Here is a 16,238-nt window from a genome sequence, read left to right on the forward strand (position 1 = left end):
GGCGCTGGTTGTCACCGTGTGTGGTCGCCGGGGGCATAGTGGCGCCAGGTTCCTCCTGCCTCGGCGGCGAGCTGGGCGGTGGTGTCGTCGTGGTAGCCGAGCATGCGGGCGATCACGGGTGCGGGAGCCTGGAGAACGAGGTGGCGGATGGCCGCCGTGCGTCCTCGCTGGGTGGGGAAGCCCAGGTGGCGAAGCCTGAGTTCGAGCGTGTGCGGGGTCATGGGCTGTCCAGCCCTGCGGCCGGGAAAGAGCCACCGGGCGTTGGGGTTGGTGGCGGTCATGGTGTTCGGTCGCTGGTCGAGATAGGTCAGCAGCATTCCGGCAAGCGGTTCGGGGACGGGCGAGGGAGGATCGCCGAGCCGGACCAGAACCTCGCCGTCCTCGTGAAGAACATCGTCGGTGGTGAGCCGAGCGATCCGGGTGAGCGGTTGCGCGTAAAGGAGGACGAGCGCGGCGACCACACGGTCCTGGAGCGGAATGTCGCCTTGGTCGACGGCCTGCCGCAACAGGGTCAGTCGCTGGTGTTGAGCGAGCGGGGCGGGGTTGCTCGTGGAGCGATGCGAGACGGCGACCTTGAGCAGGTGTTTGGACCGCATCGCCCATCGCAGAAAGGCGTGGGTCAGGCGCCGGGCGGTGTAGCCACCCGCGTACCAAGTATCGACATCGGCCTGCGTGCACTCGGCGAGGGTCCGCCCTCGCTCGGCGAGGTGATCGAGAAAGGCGGTCGCGAGACGAATCTCGTTGCGGGCCTGCTGAACCTGCTTACTGGTGAGCGGGCCGCGGTCGGCCAGGGAGTTCAGACGGCGCTGAACGTGCCAGGTCGCGAAGAGCTCCAGAAGCCGCCGGTGCCCGGCGTCGCCGACGGCAGGCAGTTTCTCGGCGAGCCACCGCTGGAACAGCAGCAGCTGCCGGTCAGCCGGGGGCAGGACGCCGCTCTGCATGAGCAGGTCGCGCAGGTAAGCGACCGATCGCCAGGGGTGGAGCTGGCTCAGGCCGTCGTGCGTGAGCGGAACCTCTTTCAAGGCGAGAGCGCGCAGGTTGCGCTGAGTGTGGGGCTTATTAGTCCAGGTCAGGGCGCCCCACGGGCGGCGGATCTGCCGTAGAGCGTCGAACAGCGGGAGCAGTTCGGCGTGGACGGAGCCGGTGCCGTCGTCGAGGAGTTCGCGGAGCCGCTCGGTCAGGACGCATCGGCCGCAGACCCCGCGCCGGTATCGTCTGGCCTCCTGGCCGCATTGCTCGCAGAAGAAGTCACCGATCCCGCCGGCGCAGTCGGAGCAGAGCTTCCCGCCGTCCGCCGCGAGGCCGGGAGTGAGCCGCTCGACTCCGCATCCGGTGCAGGTCCCGTAGGTCTCCAGAGCTCTGGTCATGCAGCTCCGGCAGATGTAGCCCTCGGGCCAGTGGTTCGCCCCCAGCCGCAGTGCACGGTCGCAGCGGGTGCAGAACAGGTCCTCGGCGCGGACGCGGGTGCGGCTCATCCTTCCGGCCGGATGCGGGCGCGCTTGGGACGGATCGCCGACAGGTCGACGACCGCATCGCCGGTGGCGACCCTGCGGACGGTGGCGTTCTCTGCCCTGGTGGCGATCAGGTCGGCCGGGGTGCAGTCGAAGATGTCGCAGAGCGCGGCCAGGACCGGCAGCGACAGCCGCTCGGGGGTGCCGGTGACGAGCCGGTGGACCTGGGACAGGGAGAGGTTGATGCCGCGCTCGGCGAGGGGCGGGGCGAGCTCGCTGGTGGTGAACATTCCGGCCGTGGCCATCTTCTCGCGCAGTCGCCACTGGTAGCTGACCTGGCGTTTCATCGAGCACTCCTCGCGGGCTTGAGCGCGGCCTCGATGGTGGCGTCCAGCGCCCGCCGCAGAGTGCGGGTGCGGAAGTCGGAGGACACGCAGGTGTAGATGGAGGTGGTGGACGCGTGGTCGTGGCCGGCCTGTTGCTGGACTATCTTGAGCTCCTTTGCTCGGCAGGCCGTTGACCTGCGCGTTTGTTTCACGGTTGTTGTCCATGACGTGTCGGACGAGAGCATGCATTGGCCTTTCAGCACGGGCCGATCGTTACTGAGCTGGGATTGCCCGCACTCGTGCGTGGCGGGCGTGTTCGAGTGCTCGCGGCGCGTTGTTCGCCGAGGGCCTGAGCGAGTTGCTCGCGCAGTTGTCGGTTCTCCTCGGTGAGCCGCTGGATGCGAGTGTTCGCGGCTTCGAGTCGCCGTAGCAGGGAGGCATCGGAGGTGCGCTGGCGTGCGGGAACGGGGGATGCGGGGGCTCGGCGGTGTGTTGCTCGCAGATGCTCGATCTCCGTTCGCAGGTCCGGCTGGGCATAGAGCCAGGAGCGGGAGACTCGTGCTCGTTTCGCGACGGTCTCGAAGGTGACTGGTTCGCCCGCGGCATCCAGAGCGCGGAGTGCCTGGATGGCCTTGGAGCGGGTGTACTCGCTTCGGCGCCGGGCGGCGTCGACGATGTGCTGGCTGTTGTCAGCTCGCATCGGCGGTCGCCTCCGGCTGGTCGGGGTCGGATTCCAAGGTGGTGATGATCTGCTCCAGGTTGCCCAGGACCTGCTGGTTCATCTCGACCACCCGTGCTTGGCCGCGGGCCTCGGCGGCGGAGACGATCTGCAGCAACTGCTGGCGTTGTTCCCGGTGTTGTGGCAGGAACTCCGGGGTGGTGACGAACATCGGGCAGGTCAGGCAAGCATTGGCATGCGGACAGGTCTTCTGCACCGGCAGACCGCAGTAGCCGTTGGGCAGGGCCTGGGTCACGCGGCCGAGCCGCTGCTTGGCCCAGGTAGCCTCGGCCAGCGGACCATCGGGGTCGACGGTGACGCTCTCGCCCTTGATGTTGACCTTGCGGGCCTTCTCCCAGTGCCGGCGGACCGTGGTGTCGTGCAGCCGGGCGTAATGCGCGGTCATCTCACCCGAGGAGTGATCAAGAAGGACACGTACGACTTCCTGCGGGACGTCCCGGTTGATCAGCCTGGTTCCAAAAGTGTGGCGCCATTGGTGGGGTGTCAGGTGCACTGCCCGGCCGTGCTCGTCGCGGACGTCGCAGCGTTCCAGCCAGAGGTCAAGCTGTCCGCGGTAGGAGTGCGTGGTCAGTGGCCGGGTGCCGTCGGGGTTCATCCGCGGGGCCGGGAACAGCCACCGGCTGCCGCCGGGCCACCGCTCCAGGACGCGCTGCTGCTGGACGGTGATCTCGCCCTCGACCTCCTCGTCGATGGGGACCAGGGCCTCGCGTTTCATCTTCCGGTTGAGATAGCGCAGGTAGCCGGCGCCATCGGCGTCCCGGACGATGCAGTCGAAGGCCAGGTTGCAGGCGTCACCGACCCGCAGCCCGCACCGCATGAGAATCAGGGTGAGCAGGCGGCCCTCGGAGTTGTGCCAGCGGTCGAGGTTGGCGGGCTGCTCGACCTGGGCCATGACCTGCTCGGCCAGCGCCCGGGGCAACCGCTTGTCGGGACGGGGGAAGTCGTCGGGGTAGAAGGTCGCGTTGGCCGGAAGGGTCTCGTCCCAGCCGTGGCGGCGCATGGCATGGAAGAACGCGTTCAGCGAGCCGATGTCCCGGCCTCGCGAGTGGACCGACCGCGGGTCGACGGAGAGATCGGCCAGATAGCGTTCGAGTACCTTCCGGTCCACCGCAGCCAGACCACTCGCGGCGACACGTGGGTCGGCCAGGAAGCCGGAGAACCGGTTGAGCGCGAGGATGTCGACGACGGCCTGGTTGATGCTGCGGCCGATACTGAGCCGCCAGCGCACGAACCTCTTGGCCGGCTCCCGTAGCCACGGCTGGGCGATGCGGTCGAACCGCAACCGGGCCCGGGTGCCCTCGATCCCGAGCCGACGCAGCACCCACACATCGCGGGGGAACTCGCTCTCCCAGCCGCTGCCGCAGGCGAGATCCTCCAGATGCTCGTGCGCGTAGCGCAGGAACGCAAGCTGTCCGTTCTGGTCGTGGCTGGCGCCGCGCATCGCGGCGAAGTGCTCGCTCCATTGCTCCATCGGCCACTCCAGCAAGGAACTTGCCTCGCTGGCGGCGGTCAGCCGGATCACCGGCGAGACGGCCGAGCTGTGGGTGTTGACCTGGCGCTCGTCGTGGCGGCACTGCAGCGCGTACTGAAGTTCCAGCTTGAGCTGACGCTTGTCGTCCAGCGACCGGAAGTCGAAGCGGTCGTCTCCGGCGGCCTCGCAGCGGCGTACGAACTCCTCGATCTCGGGGCTGCCGACGGCATACCAGCGGGATTTGTGGTTGTGGCAGAACGGCGACTTCCCCTGGGTCCACAGGGTGCAGAACGACAAGCGGCAGATCGGGCGGCCGTTGTCGGTGACGGCCGGCAGACTCGCCACCCACTTCTTCTTCTCGGGCTTGTCCGCCCGTTCCCAGAAGCCGTGATGGCGCACGCACAGACCTTGGCGGGCCGCACCGTAGCGGCAGCCGGTGACGAAGCATTCGGTCAGTTCAGTCCGCCCGACCGGGCCGGGGCCGGGATCGGCGATGAACGCTTCGATGTCCGGGCCTCCGCGCCGCTGCCAGCGGTAGTAATGACCGCGGCAGAGCTGACGGGTGCGGGGCTGCCGTGGACAGTCGGGAACCCGGCAGGCTCCCAGCCCGAAGATCAGTTCTCCCGGAGCGGGGATGAACACATCGACGCGGAACTCCGGCCGGACCGCGGCCATGAGTTTGCCCAGCAGTCCTGAGCCGGGAAGGGGAACGGCAGGAGTCGACTCGCTCACCAGCGGACCTCCCGCCCGGTCAGAAACCCGGCGTCCTCCAGGGCGCGACGGGCGTCCTCGACGGACAAGTGACCGTAAATATCGAGCGTGGTGGCGATCGAGGAATGGCCGAGCAAAGTACTGACCACCTCGATGGGCACCTTTCGGCGCAGGAGCAAGGTGGCCCGGGTGTGCCGGAACCAGTGGGGGTCGAAGTCGATGCCGGTGGCGCGGCGGATCCGCAGCACCAGGTCGTAGACCGCCGCGTAGGTCAGGGGGTGCCCGTAGGCACCGCCCCAGAGGTTGACGAACATGTAGTCGCTGTCCAGATCGCCGTACTCATCGTGGAGATAGTCCGCGTAGAGCCGGATGATCTCAGGGCCGACGGGAACGGTTCGGGGCGAGGCGGACTTGGCCCGAGCCCGGTTGTCATTGATTCGCGGAGTGACGATCAACTCGCCTTCCGCCGCGGCGAGATCCTCGTGACGGAGACCAAGGGCCTCGCCGATCCGGATCCCGGTCTCCCACAGCAGGGCGAACAAGAACCGGTCCCGAAGCCGGGTGCAGGCATCCAGGATCGCCTGGACCTGGGCGGCGGTCAGGATGGTCGGGTGCATGCGAGGGGTCTTCAGCTTGATCGTGCGGCGTCGCTCGGGTTCGCCGCCGGCCAGGTGATACAGAAACGGCTTCCAGCCCGTGCGCCGGGCACGGACCGGCTGCAGCTCGGTGACCAGATCGCCGAGGTCCACGCCGTGACGGGCGTGGAAGACGTACAGACCACTGACCGCCGACAGCTTCCGGTTGACCGTGGTCACCCCGCAGTGATGCTCCGCCGACGGCAGCAACGCGACCCTGCCGTCACGGCCCGCAGGCGGCAACCGGAGCCAGGCAACGAACTCGCCCAGGTCCTCCAGCCGCACCTCGCGCCAGTCCAGACCACTCCGGCCGAGGAAGACGAACCAGTCCTTCAGATCATGGGCGTATGCCTTGACCGTGTTCGGTGACCGCTCGATGTCGGTTAGGTAGGCCAGGTAACTCTCGATCGGCTTGACTATCCCACCCTCGTCGCCGAGGACCGTCCACGACTCAAGCGACGAGGCGGGCATCAACACCCTCTGCACCAACATCAGACCTCCTGGAAAACTGCGTGATGGACGGCCGTAGATAACCACCTCCACCACACAGATCTCCGCTCACCCCAGGCTCGTGCTGCACGTCGTGGACACACCACAGAGGACTCAAGAGAAGCTGGACGAACAGGGGGTCCATGCCGTCTTCGATCAGATGGGTGACGTAAGACCTGCGTAGCGAGTGGAAGTCCAGGACCGGGTCCAAGCCGAGATCGTCGCGGTAGGCGGCAAAGCGGGAGTCCAGCCGTTGCAGGCCCACTCGCCGCCCGCGTTCGGAAGGCCACAGGGCTGGCCCGTCCGCGTGCCGCATGGCGGGCCGGACCTCGCTCGTCCACTGGTCGAGGATCTCGGCCGACCACTCCCATACCGTCAGCACGCTGCGGCGTTTGGGCGGCGATCCCTTCTTCGCCTTGCCATGGCGGACGTAACAAATGCCGAACTCACCGAACTCCGCTCCTTCGGGGTTACGGCCGAAGTCCGCGGTGTCCAGCATCCGGGTCTCATTGCGGCGCAGTCCGAATGCGTACGCGGTCTTGAACAACATCGCGTCGCGGAAGGCGGGCAGCCAGCCTTTGCGACCGCGTCCGCGGACGCGCTCGACCTGGTCGTCGGCGTAGTCGAAGAATGTCTGCAACTCGTCCCGGGTGAAGGCCCGTTTCGGGGCTTCTGCCTCGCACTCCTGCATGTGCACGGCGGTGTTCCACTCGTGGCAGACCTGGATCGGATGGGTCCCGAAGCGCCGTTCGCACTCGGCCGCCCACTCGTAGGCGGGGTCGGTGGTGTAGTCGCAGAACAGCCGTACCGCTTCCTGGTAGCCCCGGAGCGTCGAACGTCCGCAGCCGTGAACCGACCGCAGGTCGCCGAACCACTCGTCGGCCAGCGGCGAGGACCAGTTCCACGGGAAGGCGTCAGCGTGAGCGGCGAACGCCCGCACCTTGCGCTCGCGGCCGTTGATGGTCGACAGCGCGAGGTTACGGGCCAGCTGCTGGTTGCGCCAGCCGTCCAGCATCGCTTCGAAGACCTGCTCGTCCGGCCGGAGCAGCGGCACCCCGTCGGCCAGGTGAAGCCGTGCGGCCCCCGGCGCCGCCCTGTTGTTGCTCACCACATTGTCACGCTCCGTAGATCGCATTCGCCGCGAGAATCTCGCATCAGATGCGAAGCGTGGAGCGGAACGGCAGGTCAGCCATCCGATCGAGTGAAGCGGAACGACATGGACCCGTCCTGTCGGTTACCGTCCCAGCAGGCCATGGAGAACCACCTACCTGCTGATCAGCGGCTTCCCGGCGCCGCCTGACCAATGCGGCGCAAGGTGACGCCAGTTCGCATCAGATGCGATAAGCGCCGGTTCCGAGATACGCACCAAAGGGGCCACGGGATGATCTTGAAGCCTGATCCGCTCGGATTACGTGCGGCGACGTGCAGCGGGGTCGCGTCCGGCGACGTGCCGGGCGGCCGAGTCGACGCCGGGACGGGCGTACCGCTCCAGGGAGCGGACGGAGGTGTGGCGGGAGCGGGCCAGCAGCATCGGGGTAGAGGTGCCGTCCTCGGCGTCGTGCGTCAGGGCACTGTGACGTAGCCGATGCAGCGTCCAGCCGTCCAGATCCTCGATGTCGTCGGGTGAGGCGAGGGGGTTGGCCACCAGCCGGGTGTTCTCCTCGAAGATCTCCTCAGCGCGGTGGTAGGAGAGCCGGGCCCGGCCGGTCTCCGGGCACACGTCGAGCGTCGGTGTTCCGTCGTAGAACATCTTCCACTGCGTCTTCTCCCGGAGCGCGACGTCGAGGCGCCACAGGGCGGCGATCTGGTTCTCCGCGAAGCTTGGTGCGGTCCGGCGGTGCCGGCCGCCGCTCGATGCCGATCGTGGGATCGCCGTCGATCCAGCCTTGGCGCTGCCACCAGCCGATCGCCTTGCGGGCGATGCACAGTTCACGGTTGACGGTGCCGGCGTCCTATCCCGTCCGCCCGCGCGGCGGCCAGCTCGGCCAGGACTTCCGGCAGTGCCGCTTCGTGACGCCCGCGCCGGTGAGGTAGCGCTCGACCGCCGCGGTGTACGACGCGGGCGGGGCGGACAGCGGTACGACCCGCCCGCGCGGCAACCGAAGCGCGCCCCCGCTCCCGAGCTCGGTCACCGGTTCGATCGTCACGCCGTCCCACCCTTCCGGCACTGCCGCAGCAAATGCGTACACCTCGCACCGGCGGCCGGAATGCCCCGCCGCAGGTCGCGGTGATCACGGTAGGGCTCCGCCGCAGTAAATCCGGCATCTACTGCGATAGTCCTGCGGAAGTGCGGGAGTCACAGACAGCAGGCCTCGTAGTCCTAGCTCGGACACGAGAGAGCAAGTAACCCGTCGGTAGGTTTTCGCGAGTCCACCTGCGTCGACGGACGCCCGGGTCGCGCTCGTCAAGGTGCTGGGCAGCCGCGCCGCCGCCGGGCCGGACGCACCTCTCCCGGGAACGCCCCTGCTCTCCGGCGTGGCCGTCCAAGCGGCCCTTGTCCTGCACCTCAACGCCTCCGCACAGATGCGCCGGGCAGGCCGTGCAGCCCATTTATTGCAAACACCTTGTAATTGCAAGTAACAAGCAGAAGGCTAGGTCAGCCCTTACTGTCGACCCAGGAGGCGGAGCCCCGTCATGCCTAAACTGATGCCGGATTCCGGCCCACAGCGCGTCATCGCCGCCTCGAACTTTGTCTACACCGTCGGCAGCGGCCTCTATCTGACCGCTGGGGTCCTGTACTTCACCGAGGCAGTCCACCTTCCGGCAACCCAGGTGGGCCTCGGACTTGGCATTGCCGGTGTCGTCTCGCTGGCCGCGGGCATCGCTGTCGGTCATCTCGCGGACCGGCACGGAGCACGCGGCGTCTACGCGATCACCCTCGTCGTCCAAGCGCTGGCCACTGCCGGCTTCGTACTGGCAGACGGCTTCTGGCCGTTCGTCATCGCGGTAGGCACGGCCACCGGCGCCAAAGCGGCCGGATTGGCCGCACGCAGTCCGCTCATCAGGCACTACGGAGGGGACCGACCGCAGGAATTCCGCGCCTATCTCCGCGCCGTGACCAACGTAGGCATCTCCCTCGGTGCCCTGCTGGCGGGCTGGGCCGTCCAGGTGGGCACCCTCCCCGCCTACCAACTCCTGGTCATCGGCAACGCGGTTGCCTTCGCGGCTTCCGCAGCAATCCTGATCTACCTTCCGCCGGTCAAACCTGTCCCCTCCGCCGGCGGCCCCCGCTGGATCGCCCTGCGGGACCGCCCTTACCTCCTGCTCACCGCTCTCGACGGCATCATGGCTGTCCAGTTCAAGGTGCTCACGGTAGCCATCCCGCTCTGGCTGGTTACGGCCACCACCGCCCCGCGCTGGCTCATCTCGGGCACGATGCTCATCAACACCACCATCGTCATTGCGTTGCAGATACGAGCCAGCCGTAGCGTCAATTCCCCAGCTGCCGGCGGAACCGCCTACCGCCGAGCGGGCGTGGCCTTCCTCGTCTCCTGCTCACTGATCTCCCTGTCTGCGGGGATACCGGCGTGGGCTGCTGCCACGCTTCTCCTGGCCGCGATGGTGATCCACACCATCGGCGAGCTGTGGCACTCCGCCGCGGGCTTCGAAGTGTCCTTCGCCCTCGCCCCACAGCATGCCACCGGTCAGTACCTCGGAGTGTTTGGCTTGGGTGCCGGACTGGCTGAAGCCCTCGGGCCGAGCCTGCTCATCTCACTCTGCATCACTTGGGGCCGCCCCGGGTGGTACGTCGTAGGGGCGCTGTTCACCCTGACGGGCCTGGCAGCACCACTCGCCGTCCGCTGGGCACAACGCCACCAGCAAGCTCAGCAGATACACCCAGAAGTCGCGTGGAAGGAAGCGGCCGCCTGAAAGAGGTGGCTTCTGGCGCCGCTTCGGTTGTACGGCCCGTGCGCACACGAGAAGGCTCGCTACGTGTAGCTGTGCCGCCGCCCGGCGGCCACCGGCGGTAGTTTGCTATGGCACGTCTACCTGGACCATCCCGTCCAGGGCCCGTTGGGTTACTGCACCGGCGCGGACGAGGAGTTCGACCCCGCCGCCGCTATCCGGGTGCTGGCGCAAGGGGGATGGCAGGTCATCAGCCCGTGGTCGGAGACCCCGCCGACCGCCGAAGCCTCGTATACCGCGTCGGTGATCGCCACCGGTTCCGACAGCAGTTCGGCGGCGTCGAAGGCTGGATGAACTGCGGGGCCCGCAGCGCCTGAATCGCCGCGGGCCCCGCCCTGGAGGAACTCGGTCCAGGGCAGGGTCTCGATGACGTGCTCCGGTACGGCGGTCGGCTCACCGTCGAAGCCGGTGCCGGCCTGCCATCCCTCGAAGACGACGACGGGTTCGTCGGCGGTGATCATGTCGGTGCCCTCGCACTTGGCGCACTCGCTGGGTACTGCCCTGGACCGGACTCAGCATGGGGACACCTGCCACCACTGTACGGAGCCGTCCGCAAGGCCAACGTGGGCTGCGTCAGAGCCGTCTCGTGGTGAACAGGTTGGTTCCGTACACCGCGTCCACTTCTTTCCGCTCGGTCTCGGTGAATCCGACCTTGGCCAGAACACGGCGAGAAGCGGTGTTCCAGTCCCAGACCGTGGCCCACAGACGTTCGTACCCAGATGATCTCGCCCATTCCAGAACCGCCAACGAGGCCTCGGTCGCGTATCCCTGACGCCAAACTCGGCGTAGCAGCTCGAATGCCAGTTCCGGTTCCCCTACCGATCCTCGCCCGCCGTCGACCAGCCCGCAGTAGCCGATGACGTCGTGAGAGGCCTTCCGCTCGACCGCCAGCAACCCGATCGACCACAGTTGGTTGTTGCGGATCGAATCCTCAAGTTGCGCGACCGTGGGGTGTCCGTCCGCGTCGATTCGGCGGTGCGGCGGCACTCGTGGATCACGTTCGGTCCACAGCTCACGCTGGACGACAGCCTCGGCTACCCGCCAAGGTCTGAGCAGCAGGCGACTTGTCTCGAGTACAACCTCACTGCCCGGAACCGCGTCAACTGTCATGGCAGCAACCATGCCACGGGTGGCTTTGTTCACGAAGTCTCGACAGCGGCTGTTCAGCAGATCGGGAGGGACCCGGATTCGTCCGAGGCCGTTGTTCATGAGAGCGGGAGGCATCGGAGGCCGGGAACTGCTCGTTCGAACAGGTTCAGGGCAGACGCAGGCCGGAAGGGGCCACCAGGCGTGCTCGGGCCGCGGCTCGCACCTCGGACGTCTCCATCGGATCATCGCGCAGTACGGCGATCCGCCCCAGGGTCTCCGGGCTCGCGGGTGCCGAGGCGATCCCCAGCAGCCGCGCCCTTTCCTCGCAGTCCCAGAGAGACTCGGTGTACACGTAGTCCAGGCCGCCCCGGTCGATGGCGGCGAGTGCCTCCAGGTACGCGGGTCGCTCGTAGGAGTGCGGGGTGCGTAGCCAGAAACGCCGTATGTAGGGCACCGCTTCGGCAGCGTCGGGCCCGAATCGGGCCAGGCGCCGGGCCGTCCGGTCGGGGCCGCACCAGGTCCGCGCCGCCCACTGCTTGGCGAGTTCTTCCACGAGGCCCAGCAAAGCCTCGGGACCGGGATGATCGGCCAGGACGTCCGCACCCAGCTGCACCAGCCAGGGGCAGTCGTCCCGTGCCCAGCTGTGCGCTGCCGGTACGGCGAGGGCGCCCAGGCGCTCAACGGCCCGCCTGAGCAGGGGCAAGGGCCGGCGGCCGTCCGACGTGCCCAACGAGGGGATCAGCGGGATAAGCCCTTCAGCAGGCTCTCGGCCGTTCAGTGCACGCAGTGCGTCGATCTTCGTGGCATCTTCCGTACAGGTGTCGGCGAGCAGGGCGAAAAGCTCTGCGGTGCTGAGCCCGGCCAGTGACGGCCGCGGAACGAACGGATGGCTCTGGACCTCGATCCCGAACCCCGTCCACGGCTCGGAGAACCACGGAAGTTCGGCTTCTGCTCCGATCCGAGCACATGCGACGTCACGGAGGTCTTCCCACCACTCCGGTGGCCAGCAGGCTGATACCGACTCCAGTACGCGGACCCAGTGATCGCCTTGCCTGACATACGCCCGAAGCCCCTCCCTAGCTTCGCCCGATCCGGCGAGAGCCAGCAGCTCCAGCACCTCGCAGGCCCGCACGCAAGCCTCCTCGTCCCCCGCCAGCTGGTCCACGACTGGCGTTGGGGACAACCCCAGGTCCAGAATCAGCCGTGCCAGGTACAAAGACCGATCGTCGACCCCGTCCAACCGCCAGTCACAGCGGATTCCGTCATACACGAACACGGCAACTCCCTGCGGGTCGCGGAGAGCTCGGATAGCGCCCAGACCACGGCCCCGTTGCAGCAGGCCCTCGACGGAGCCGGGGTGGGCATATGACATCTCGTACTCGTCGCTCATCACCCGCCACCCTGCCCGACCCGGGCACCGACCCGCCAGGCGATATCGGCCGGGCCCCACCGGACAGGCCCTCCTTGTCGAACACGACCGGGCCCACGATGAAGGCAGGGTGCCGTCGAAACTCGGTGAACAATCCGTCTCGGACGCCCGTGGTGTGATCTCTCGGGTTGGTGTCAGTGGTGGGGATTGTTGTCGTGGGTTGTTGTTGCTGGTCGGAGCGGTTTTGGATCGTCTGGTGTCGCTGTCATGAGGTGAGAGATTTTGCTGTTATGAGGCGTTATCTCATGGTGGGTGACGCTGCCTCGGGTCCGAGAGTTCTTATGGAGTGAGTGCCGTTCCGCTCGGTTCAAGGACCCGCCGTGGCCGGTGTTACGCCCATTCCATCCCGAGTTGGGCGAGGGCCTCGCGCTGTTCCTGGGTGAGGCGTTCACGTCGGCTTTTGGTGTTGCTGATGAAGACGCCGAGTTTCACGATGTGTTCCTGGCCGTCGATGTCGACGGGTTCCTCGTGTTTTCTGGGGATGGGTCGTTCGTGTCCTTCGCGGTGGAGGTATTGGGCGAGGGCTGCGACTCCTTTCCGGAACGGTGCTGACAGTCCACTCGACTCCTTCACCGCGCGTGTTGCCACCGGGGCGGGTGCGGGCTTGTCGGGTGTTACGCCCAGCCTGGAGAGCCGTTCTTGCTGCTCGGTGGAGAGTTGTGTCCAGGTGTGTGCCCGGCGTTGCTGTGCGAGCCATTTGCCGAGGTCGTCGCCTTCGAAGATGACGCCGGGTTGGATGTCGGGGAGGGTTCCGTTGGTTTCGGTGTCGGTGAGGTCGGTGAGGACCCGGTAGTGGCGTTGCCAGTCGAGTGGCCATGGGCAGTTCCAGTCCTCATCGATGGCGGCCAGCTGCATGGCGCGTGTCTCGGCCCGTTCCTGGTCTTTGCCGAGGCCCTCTTTACGCCTCAGGTTGGCCAGGAGTTGTCCGATCGCCACGAGGTCGTCGTCGGCTTCGCCCCATACGGCGTCCTGTCGGGGTGCCAGGTGTCCGTGGGCCCGGCGGAACGACCGGAGCGCGGCGAGTTTCGTCTCCCATGCCTCGTCCCCCGGTTCCCACACCATCCCCTCCTGGTCGAGGAGTTCTTTGCGGTAGGTGTCGAGTTCACCGGCGCGCTGGGCACGCCGCTGTTGGTGTACCCACCGCCCGAGCGGGAACTGGATGACGCCGGCCTCGACCATGGTGTCGTACGGCACGGCGAACAGCCCGGTGATCTCGTTCTCCTCACGCCACCGGCGCAGGGCTTGGTATCCGTCGAGCCACACCAGCGACTCGGGCCGGAACACCCGGGTCCGCAAGAACGCCGCGATCGTCGCAGGATCACGCGGCGTCGAGAAGTGCAGCAACGCCGACTCCACCACGGCCTCGGTCCCGTCCTCCTGCTCGACGACCTTGCCCTCACCCTCGCGCTCGGCCCTGATGATCCGTCCGTCCGCGTCCCGCTGAACGTGCACCGGCCGTTCCCTGCTGCTCCGTGTCAGGGCGCGGGAGGCGAGCTGCTCGACCAGGCGCTCGTCATGAGAGCGGAGTCCCTGGAGGAGGGCTACAAGGGGTGCATACGAGGCGGAGGCGACCATGTCGGTGGGGTCTTCGCCGGGCTGAAGGAACACTGGGACGATGATCCTGGCCACCTTTGTCGTCCCGTCCGGGTTGGGCCGGAGTGCCCGCCCGATGTTCTGGACGATCTCGACCTGGGAGCCGCGGGTGTCGGCGAAGCAGACGGCCTCGACGCCGCGTTCGCCGACGATGTCGATGCCTTCCCCGAGGATGCGTACGGAGGCGAGGAACGCCCTGTGCACCCGGCGGTTATCGGCGTCGGTGCCGTTGGCGAACTGGCGGAGGACCTCCCTGCGCTCGCTCACCAGGTGGTCCCCGCACAGCCACTCCGCCCAGACCCGGTCCGGCGGTACATGCCGGTAGGGCTCCAGCTTGTAGTGCTTCGCCTTGATCGAAGACGTCGTCAGCTTGGCAGCTTCTTTGAGGAACCGGTCCGATGCCTCCGTGGCGTAGAGCTCGGCCGCGGTCTCGGGCAGCTTCTCCGCGAACGCACGTGCCTCTTCAACCCGCTGGTGGAATGTCAGCACGGTGCGCAGGTTGTGCGCGGCCGCGTGCTCCAGCAGAGCGGTCTGGAGCAACGCGAGGCGCCGGCCGCGCAGCGCATCCTCGGACACACCGAGAACCGGCTCGGGGTCACGGATCTCGATCACGTCGATCTCGAACCCTGCCAGTACGCCCCGTTCGACGCTCTCGGAGAGCCCCAGCTCGAAAATCCACTCGCCGTAGGGCCCTGCCGGATCGGAGGACATGCTCGCGATCTCCAGCTCCTGCCCGTCCCTCCCCTTCTGCGGCCGAGGCGAGGCAAGGATCCGGGGCGTCGCGGTGAGGTAGAGCCGGAAGCCAGCCGGGATGCGGGCGTTGTCGTGGATCGCCGCCCACGGACGGCCAAGATCACCCGCCGTAGAGTGCGCCTCGTCAATGATGGCGAGGTCGAAGCCGCTCATGGACTGACCGAACAGCCGCTCCCCGCCCGCGAGAGCAGCCTCCAGCGGACCCCGCACCTTCTCCTGACCCAAGGGGGCATCGATGTCTTCCCGGTCCACGAGGGAGGCGTACGTGGCGAACACGACGACCGGCCCGTGTCCCGCCCACAGGGCGAGCTGGATCGGGTTCGTGGTCGTGTTCACCCCGAGCGCCTCCAGGACGTCGTCCTTTTCCAGCGAACACACCGCGACCATCGGCGCTTGGTGCCCGACTCGGCGCCACACCAGAGCGGTCTGCACGAGCAGATCCAGGGTGGGGACCATGACGAGGATCCGCCCGTCCCGGAAGTTGTCGAGCGCGGCCCAGGCGGCCGTGATGGTCTTGCCGGACCCGGTCGCCGACACGACCGTGGCACGGGCACCACCCTCCGGCACAGCCGTTCTTGCAGGGAACCCCACCCACTTCCGGATACGCGCATTCGCATCCACCTGGTGTTCCCGAAGCTGAATAGCAGACATTCCCTGTTCCTTTTCTAGGAATTGACCGGAGTGAAAAGCGGAACGGGGAAGGTGCCGTCCGGGCGGAGCACGACGTGCTGCGCGAGCTGGGCGAGGGCCTGCTCCGCGGCGAGTCCCGTGCCCTCGGCCACCGCACGGAGCCGTCGGCCGGTGGAGGCATCCAGCCACACCTCCGCACCGAGTTCGTCCCTCGCCTCGCGCCGCTGCTCCATCCAGGCCGCGTGGCCGGCGAGAACGGCGGCACGCCGCTCCACACGCTCACGGGCCCATGCACTGCCTACGCTGTTCTGTTCAGGGGCATACGTAGCCGTTCCAGCGGCGGCGACCCAGTCCCGGACCCGCCGCCACTCCGCATGCCTGGCCTTCCACACCTCGGCCAGGCGCTGCGGATCCTCATACGGCAGTTCCCCGGACGACTGCCGGGCCCAGCGCGTCAGTGCCCCGACGGTCTCACGCTCCCGCACCGCGGCCTCGGACACCTTCCCCGATACCTCCGCCGCACTCAGACTTGCTCCCTGACGGCGCACCACGTCCCGGGCCACGTCATCCGCACACCACATCAGCGAGCTCCTCGATAAGCCGCAAAAAGGCGGTTCCACATGCGCGTTCCGTTTCCAAGAAGAGCCCTTCTGAGCATCAGGGGATGTGCCCTGCTTCCACCAACTCTACATGTGCATTCTTCCAGAAGAGCGCGACTCGCAAACCCGTTGTCCTACCCCGCAGCCAGTCGCCCGCGAAGCGGGCCACCTGGCCCTGGAGGCGAAGCCGGAAGGGCCCAGCGGGGGAGCGAAGCGGACCCGCCCAGCCCACAAAGTGGGCATCACCTCCCCTGCAAAGCAGGGAAGCCAGGCCCGGAACGGGCCTGCCTCGCGCAGCGAGGCCAAGCCGCAAAGCGGCCAGCCCTGAAGCGAAGCGCAAGGGCCACACCCGGCGAAGCCGGGTGTGCGGTGAGCAAAGCGAACCGCTCTCCCTTGCACAGCGCGCAGCGCTGTGGG

General features: G+C 67.5%; 15 protein-coding genes. 1 reads left to right on the forward strand and 14 read right to left on the reverse strand.

The window, feature by feature from the left end; all coding sequences use genetic code 11:
• Positions 1-11 precede the first annotated feature (11 nt).
• From OG709_RS34845 to OG709_RS34885, 9 genes are all read right to left on the reverse strand, one after another.
• Positions 12-1,475 carry a hypothetical protein gene (locus OG709_RS34845; RefSeq protein ID WP_329168994.1) on the reverse strand — a complete coding sequence of 488 codons (1,464 nt, stop codon included), beginning with the start codon at positions 1,473-1,475 and terminating at the stop codon, positions 12-14.
• Positions 1,472-1,798 (reverse strand): helix-turn-helix domain-containing protein, encoded by a 327-nt coding sequence (locus tag OG709_RS34850; protein WP_266497682.1) that lies wholly within the window; start codon positions 1,796-1,798, stop codon positions 1,472-1,474. Before OG709_RS34850 ends, OG709_RS34845 begins: the two co-directional genes overlap by 4 nt.
• Positions 1,795-1,989, reverse strand: coding sequence for a hypothetical protein (locus OG709_RS34855; protein ID WP_329168996.1), 195 nt, complete (start codon positions 1,987-1,989; stop codon positions 1,795-1,797). The genes OG709_RS34850 and OG709_RS34855 overlap by 4 nt, the downstream gene beginning before the upstream one ends.
• Positions 1,990-2,033: 44 nt before the next feature.
• Positions 2,034-2,477 (reverse strand): DUF6262 family protein, encoded by a 444-nt coding sequence (locus OG709_RS34860; protein ID WP_124286799.1) that lies wholly within the window; start codon positions 2,475-2,477, stop codon positions 2,034-2,036.
• Complete coding sequence (locus OG709_RS34865; protein ID WP_241200582.1) at positions 2,467-4,719, reverse strand: tyrosine-type recombinase/integrase; 2,253 nt, start codon at positions 4,717-4,719, stop codon at positions 2,467-2,469. The genes OG709_RS34860 and OG709_RS34865 overlap by 11 nt, the downstream gene beginning before the upstream one ends.
• Complete coding sequence (locus OG709_RS34870; RefSeq protein ID WP_124286800.1) at positions 4,716-5,825, reverse strand: tyrosine-type recombinase/integrase; 1,110 nt, start codon at positions 5,823-5,825, stop codon at positions 4,716-4,718. Before OG709_RS34870 ends, OG709_RS34865 begins: the two co-directional genes overlap by 4 nt.
• Positions 5,785-6,930, reverse strand: coding sequence for a tyrosine-type recombinase/integrase (locus OG709_RS34875; RefSeq protein WP_329169001.1), 1,146 nt, complete (start codon positions 6,928-6,930; stop codon positions 5,785-5,787). The genes OG709_RS34870 and OG709_RS34875 overlap by 41 nt, the downstream gene beginning before the upstream one ends.
• A 300-nt stretch (positions 6,931-7,230) precedes the next feature.
• Positions 7,231-7,755, reverse strand: a complete 525-nt coding sequence (locus OG709_RS34880; RefSeq protein WP_329169002.1) for a hypothetical protein — start codon at positions 7,753-7,755, stop codon at positions 7,231-7,233.
• Between the two features lie 19 nt (positions 7,756-7,774).
• The gene (locus OG709_RS34885) at positions 7,775-7,969 is read right to left on the reverse strand and encodes a hypothetical protein (protein WP_250301366.1); all 195 of its coding nucleotides are present in this window, start codon (positions 7,967-7,969) and stop codon (positions 7,775-7,777) included.
• Positions 7,970-8,456: 487 nt separating this feature from the next.
• Here OG709_RS34885 and OG709_RS34890 point away from each other — a divergent pair, with 487 nt between their 5' ends.
• On the forward strand, positions 8,457-9,692 hold the full coding sequence (locus OG709_RS34890) for an MFS transporter (protein WP_329169004.1): 1,236 nt from the start codon (positions 8,457-8,459) through the stop codon (positions 9,690-9,692).
• A 149-nt stretch (positions 9,693-9,841) separates the two neighbouring features.
• Here the strand turns inward: OG709_RS34890 and OG709_RS34895 are convergent, their stop codons facing one another.
• The 5 genes from OG709_RS34895 to OG709_RS34915 all read right to left on the reverse strand — a co-directional run bounded on the left by OG709_RS34895 (position 9,842) and on the right by OG709_RS34915 (position 15,803).
• Entirely contained in the window at positions 9,842-10,189 is a 348-nt protein-coding gene (locus OG709_RS34895; protein ID WP_266645247.1) for a hypothetical protein, read from the reverse strand.
• Positions 10,190-10,301: 112 nt separating this feature from the next.
• Positions 10,302-10,937: a GNAT family N-acetyltransferase gene (locus OG709_RS34900; RefSeq protein WP_329169006.1), complete on the reverse strand. Its 636-nt coding sequence runs from the start codon at positions 10,935-10,937 to the stop codon at positions 10,302-10,304.
• Between the two features lie 46 nt (positions 10,938-10,983).
• Positions 10,984-11,949, reverse strand: coding sequence for a hypothetical protein (locus OG709_RS34905; RefSeq protein ID WP_326693415.1), 966 nt, complete (start codon positions 11,947-11,949; stop codon positions 10,984-10,986).
• 627 nt (positions 11,950-12,576) lie between these two features.
• A complete protein-coding gene (locus OG709_RS34910) occupies positions 12,577-15,243 on the reverse strand; it encodes a DEAD/DEAH box helicase (RefSeq protein ID WP_329169008.1) in 2,667 nt (888 codons plus the stop codon).
• A 14-nt stretch (positions 15,244-15,257) separates the two neighbouring features.
• Positions 15,258-15,803 (reverse strand): hypothetical protein, encoded by a 546-nt coding sequence (locus OG709_RS34915; RefSeq protein WP_329169009.1) that lies wholly within the window; start codon positions 15,801-15,803, stop codon positions 15,258-15,260.
• Positions 15,804-16,238: the final 435 nt, after the last annotated feature.

The organism is Streptomyces sp. NBC_01267, from assembly GCF_036241575.1.
In the GTDB taxonomy this organism is placed as follows: Bacteria; Actinomycetota; Actinomycetes; order Streptomycetales; family Streptomycetaceae; genus Streptomyces.

Bases quoted from the DNA above. Each gene is read 5' to 3' on its own strand.
- OG709_RS34890 (WP_329169004.1), top strand. From the start codon at position 8,457: ATGCCTAAACTGATGCCGGATTCCGGCCCACAGCGCGTCATCGCCGCC.
- OG709_RS34900 (WP_329169006.1), bottom strand. From the start codon at position 10,937: ATGAACAACGGCCTCGGACGAATCCGGGTCCCTCCCGATCTGCTGAAC.
- OG709_RS34895 (WP_266645247.1), bottom strand. From the start codon at position 10,189: ATGATCACCGCCGACGAACCCGTCGTCGTCTTCGAGGGATGGCAGGCC.
- OG709_RS34860 (WP_124286799.1), bottom strand. From the start codon at position 2,477: ATGCGAGCTGACAACAGCCAGCACATCGTCGACGCCGCCCGGCGCCGA.
- OG709_RS34910 (WP_329169008.1), bottom strand. From the start codon at position 15,243: ATGTCTGCTATTCAGCTTCGGGAACACCAGGTGGATGCGAATGCGCGT.
- OG709_RS34850 (WP_266497682.1), bottom strand. From the start codon at position 1,798: ATGAAACGCCAGGTCAGCTACCAGTGGCGACTGCGCGAGAAGATGGCC.
- OG709_RS34915 (WP_329169009.1), bottom strand. From the start codon at position 15,803: ATGTGGTGTGCGGATGACGTGGCCCGGGACGTGGTGCGCCGTCAGGGA.
- OG709_RS34870 (WP_124286800.1), bottom strand. From the start codon at position 5,825: ATGTTGGTGCAGAGGGTGTTGATGCCCGCCTCGTCGCTTGAGTCGTGG.
- OG709_RS34845 (WP_329168994.1), bottom strand. From the start codon at position 1,475: ATGAGCCGCACCCGCGTCCGCGCCGAGGACCTGTTCTGCACCCGCTGC.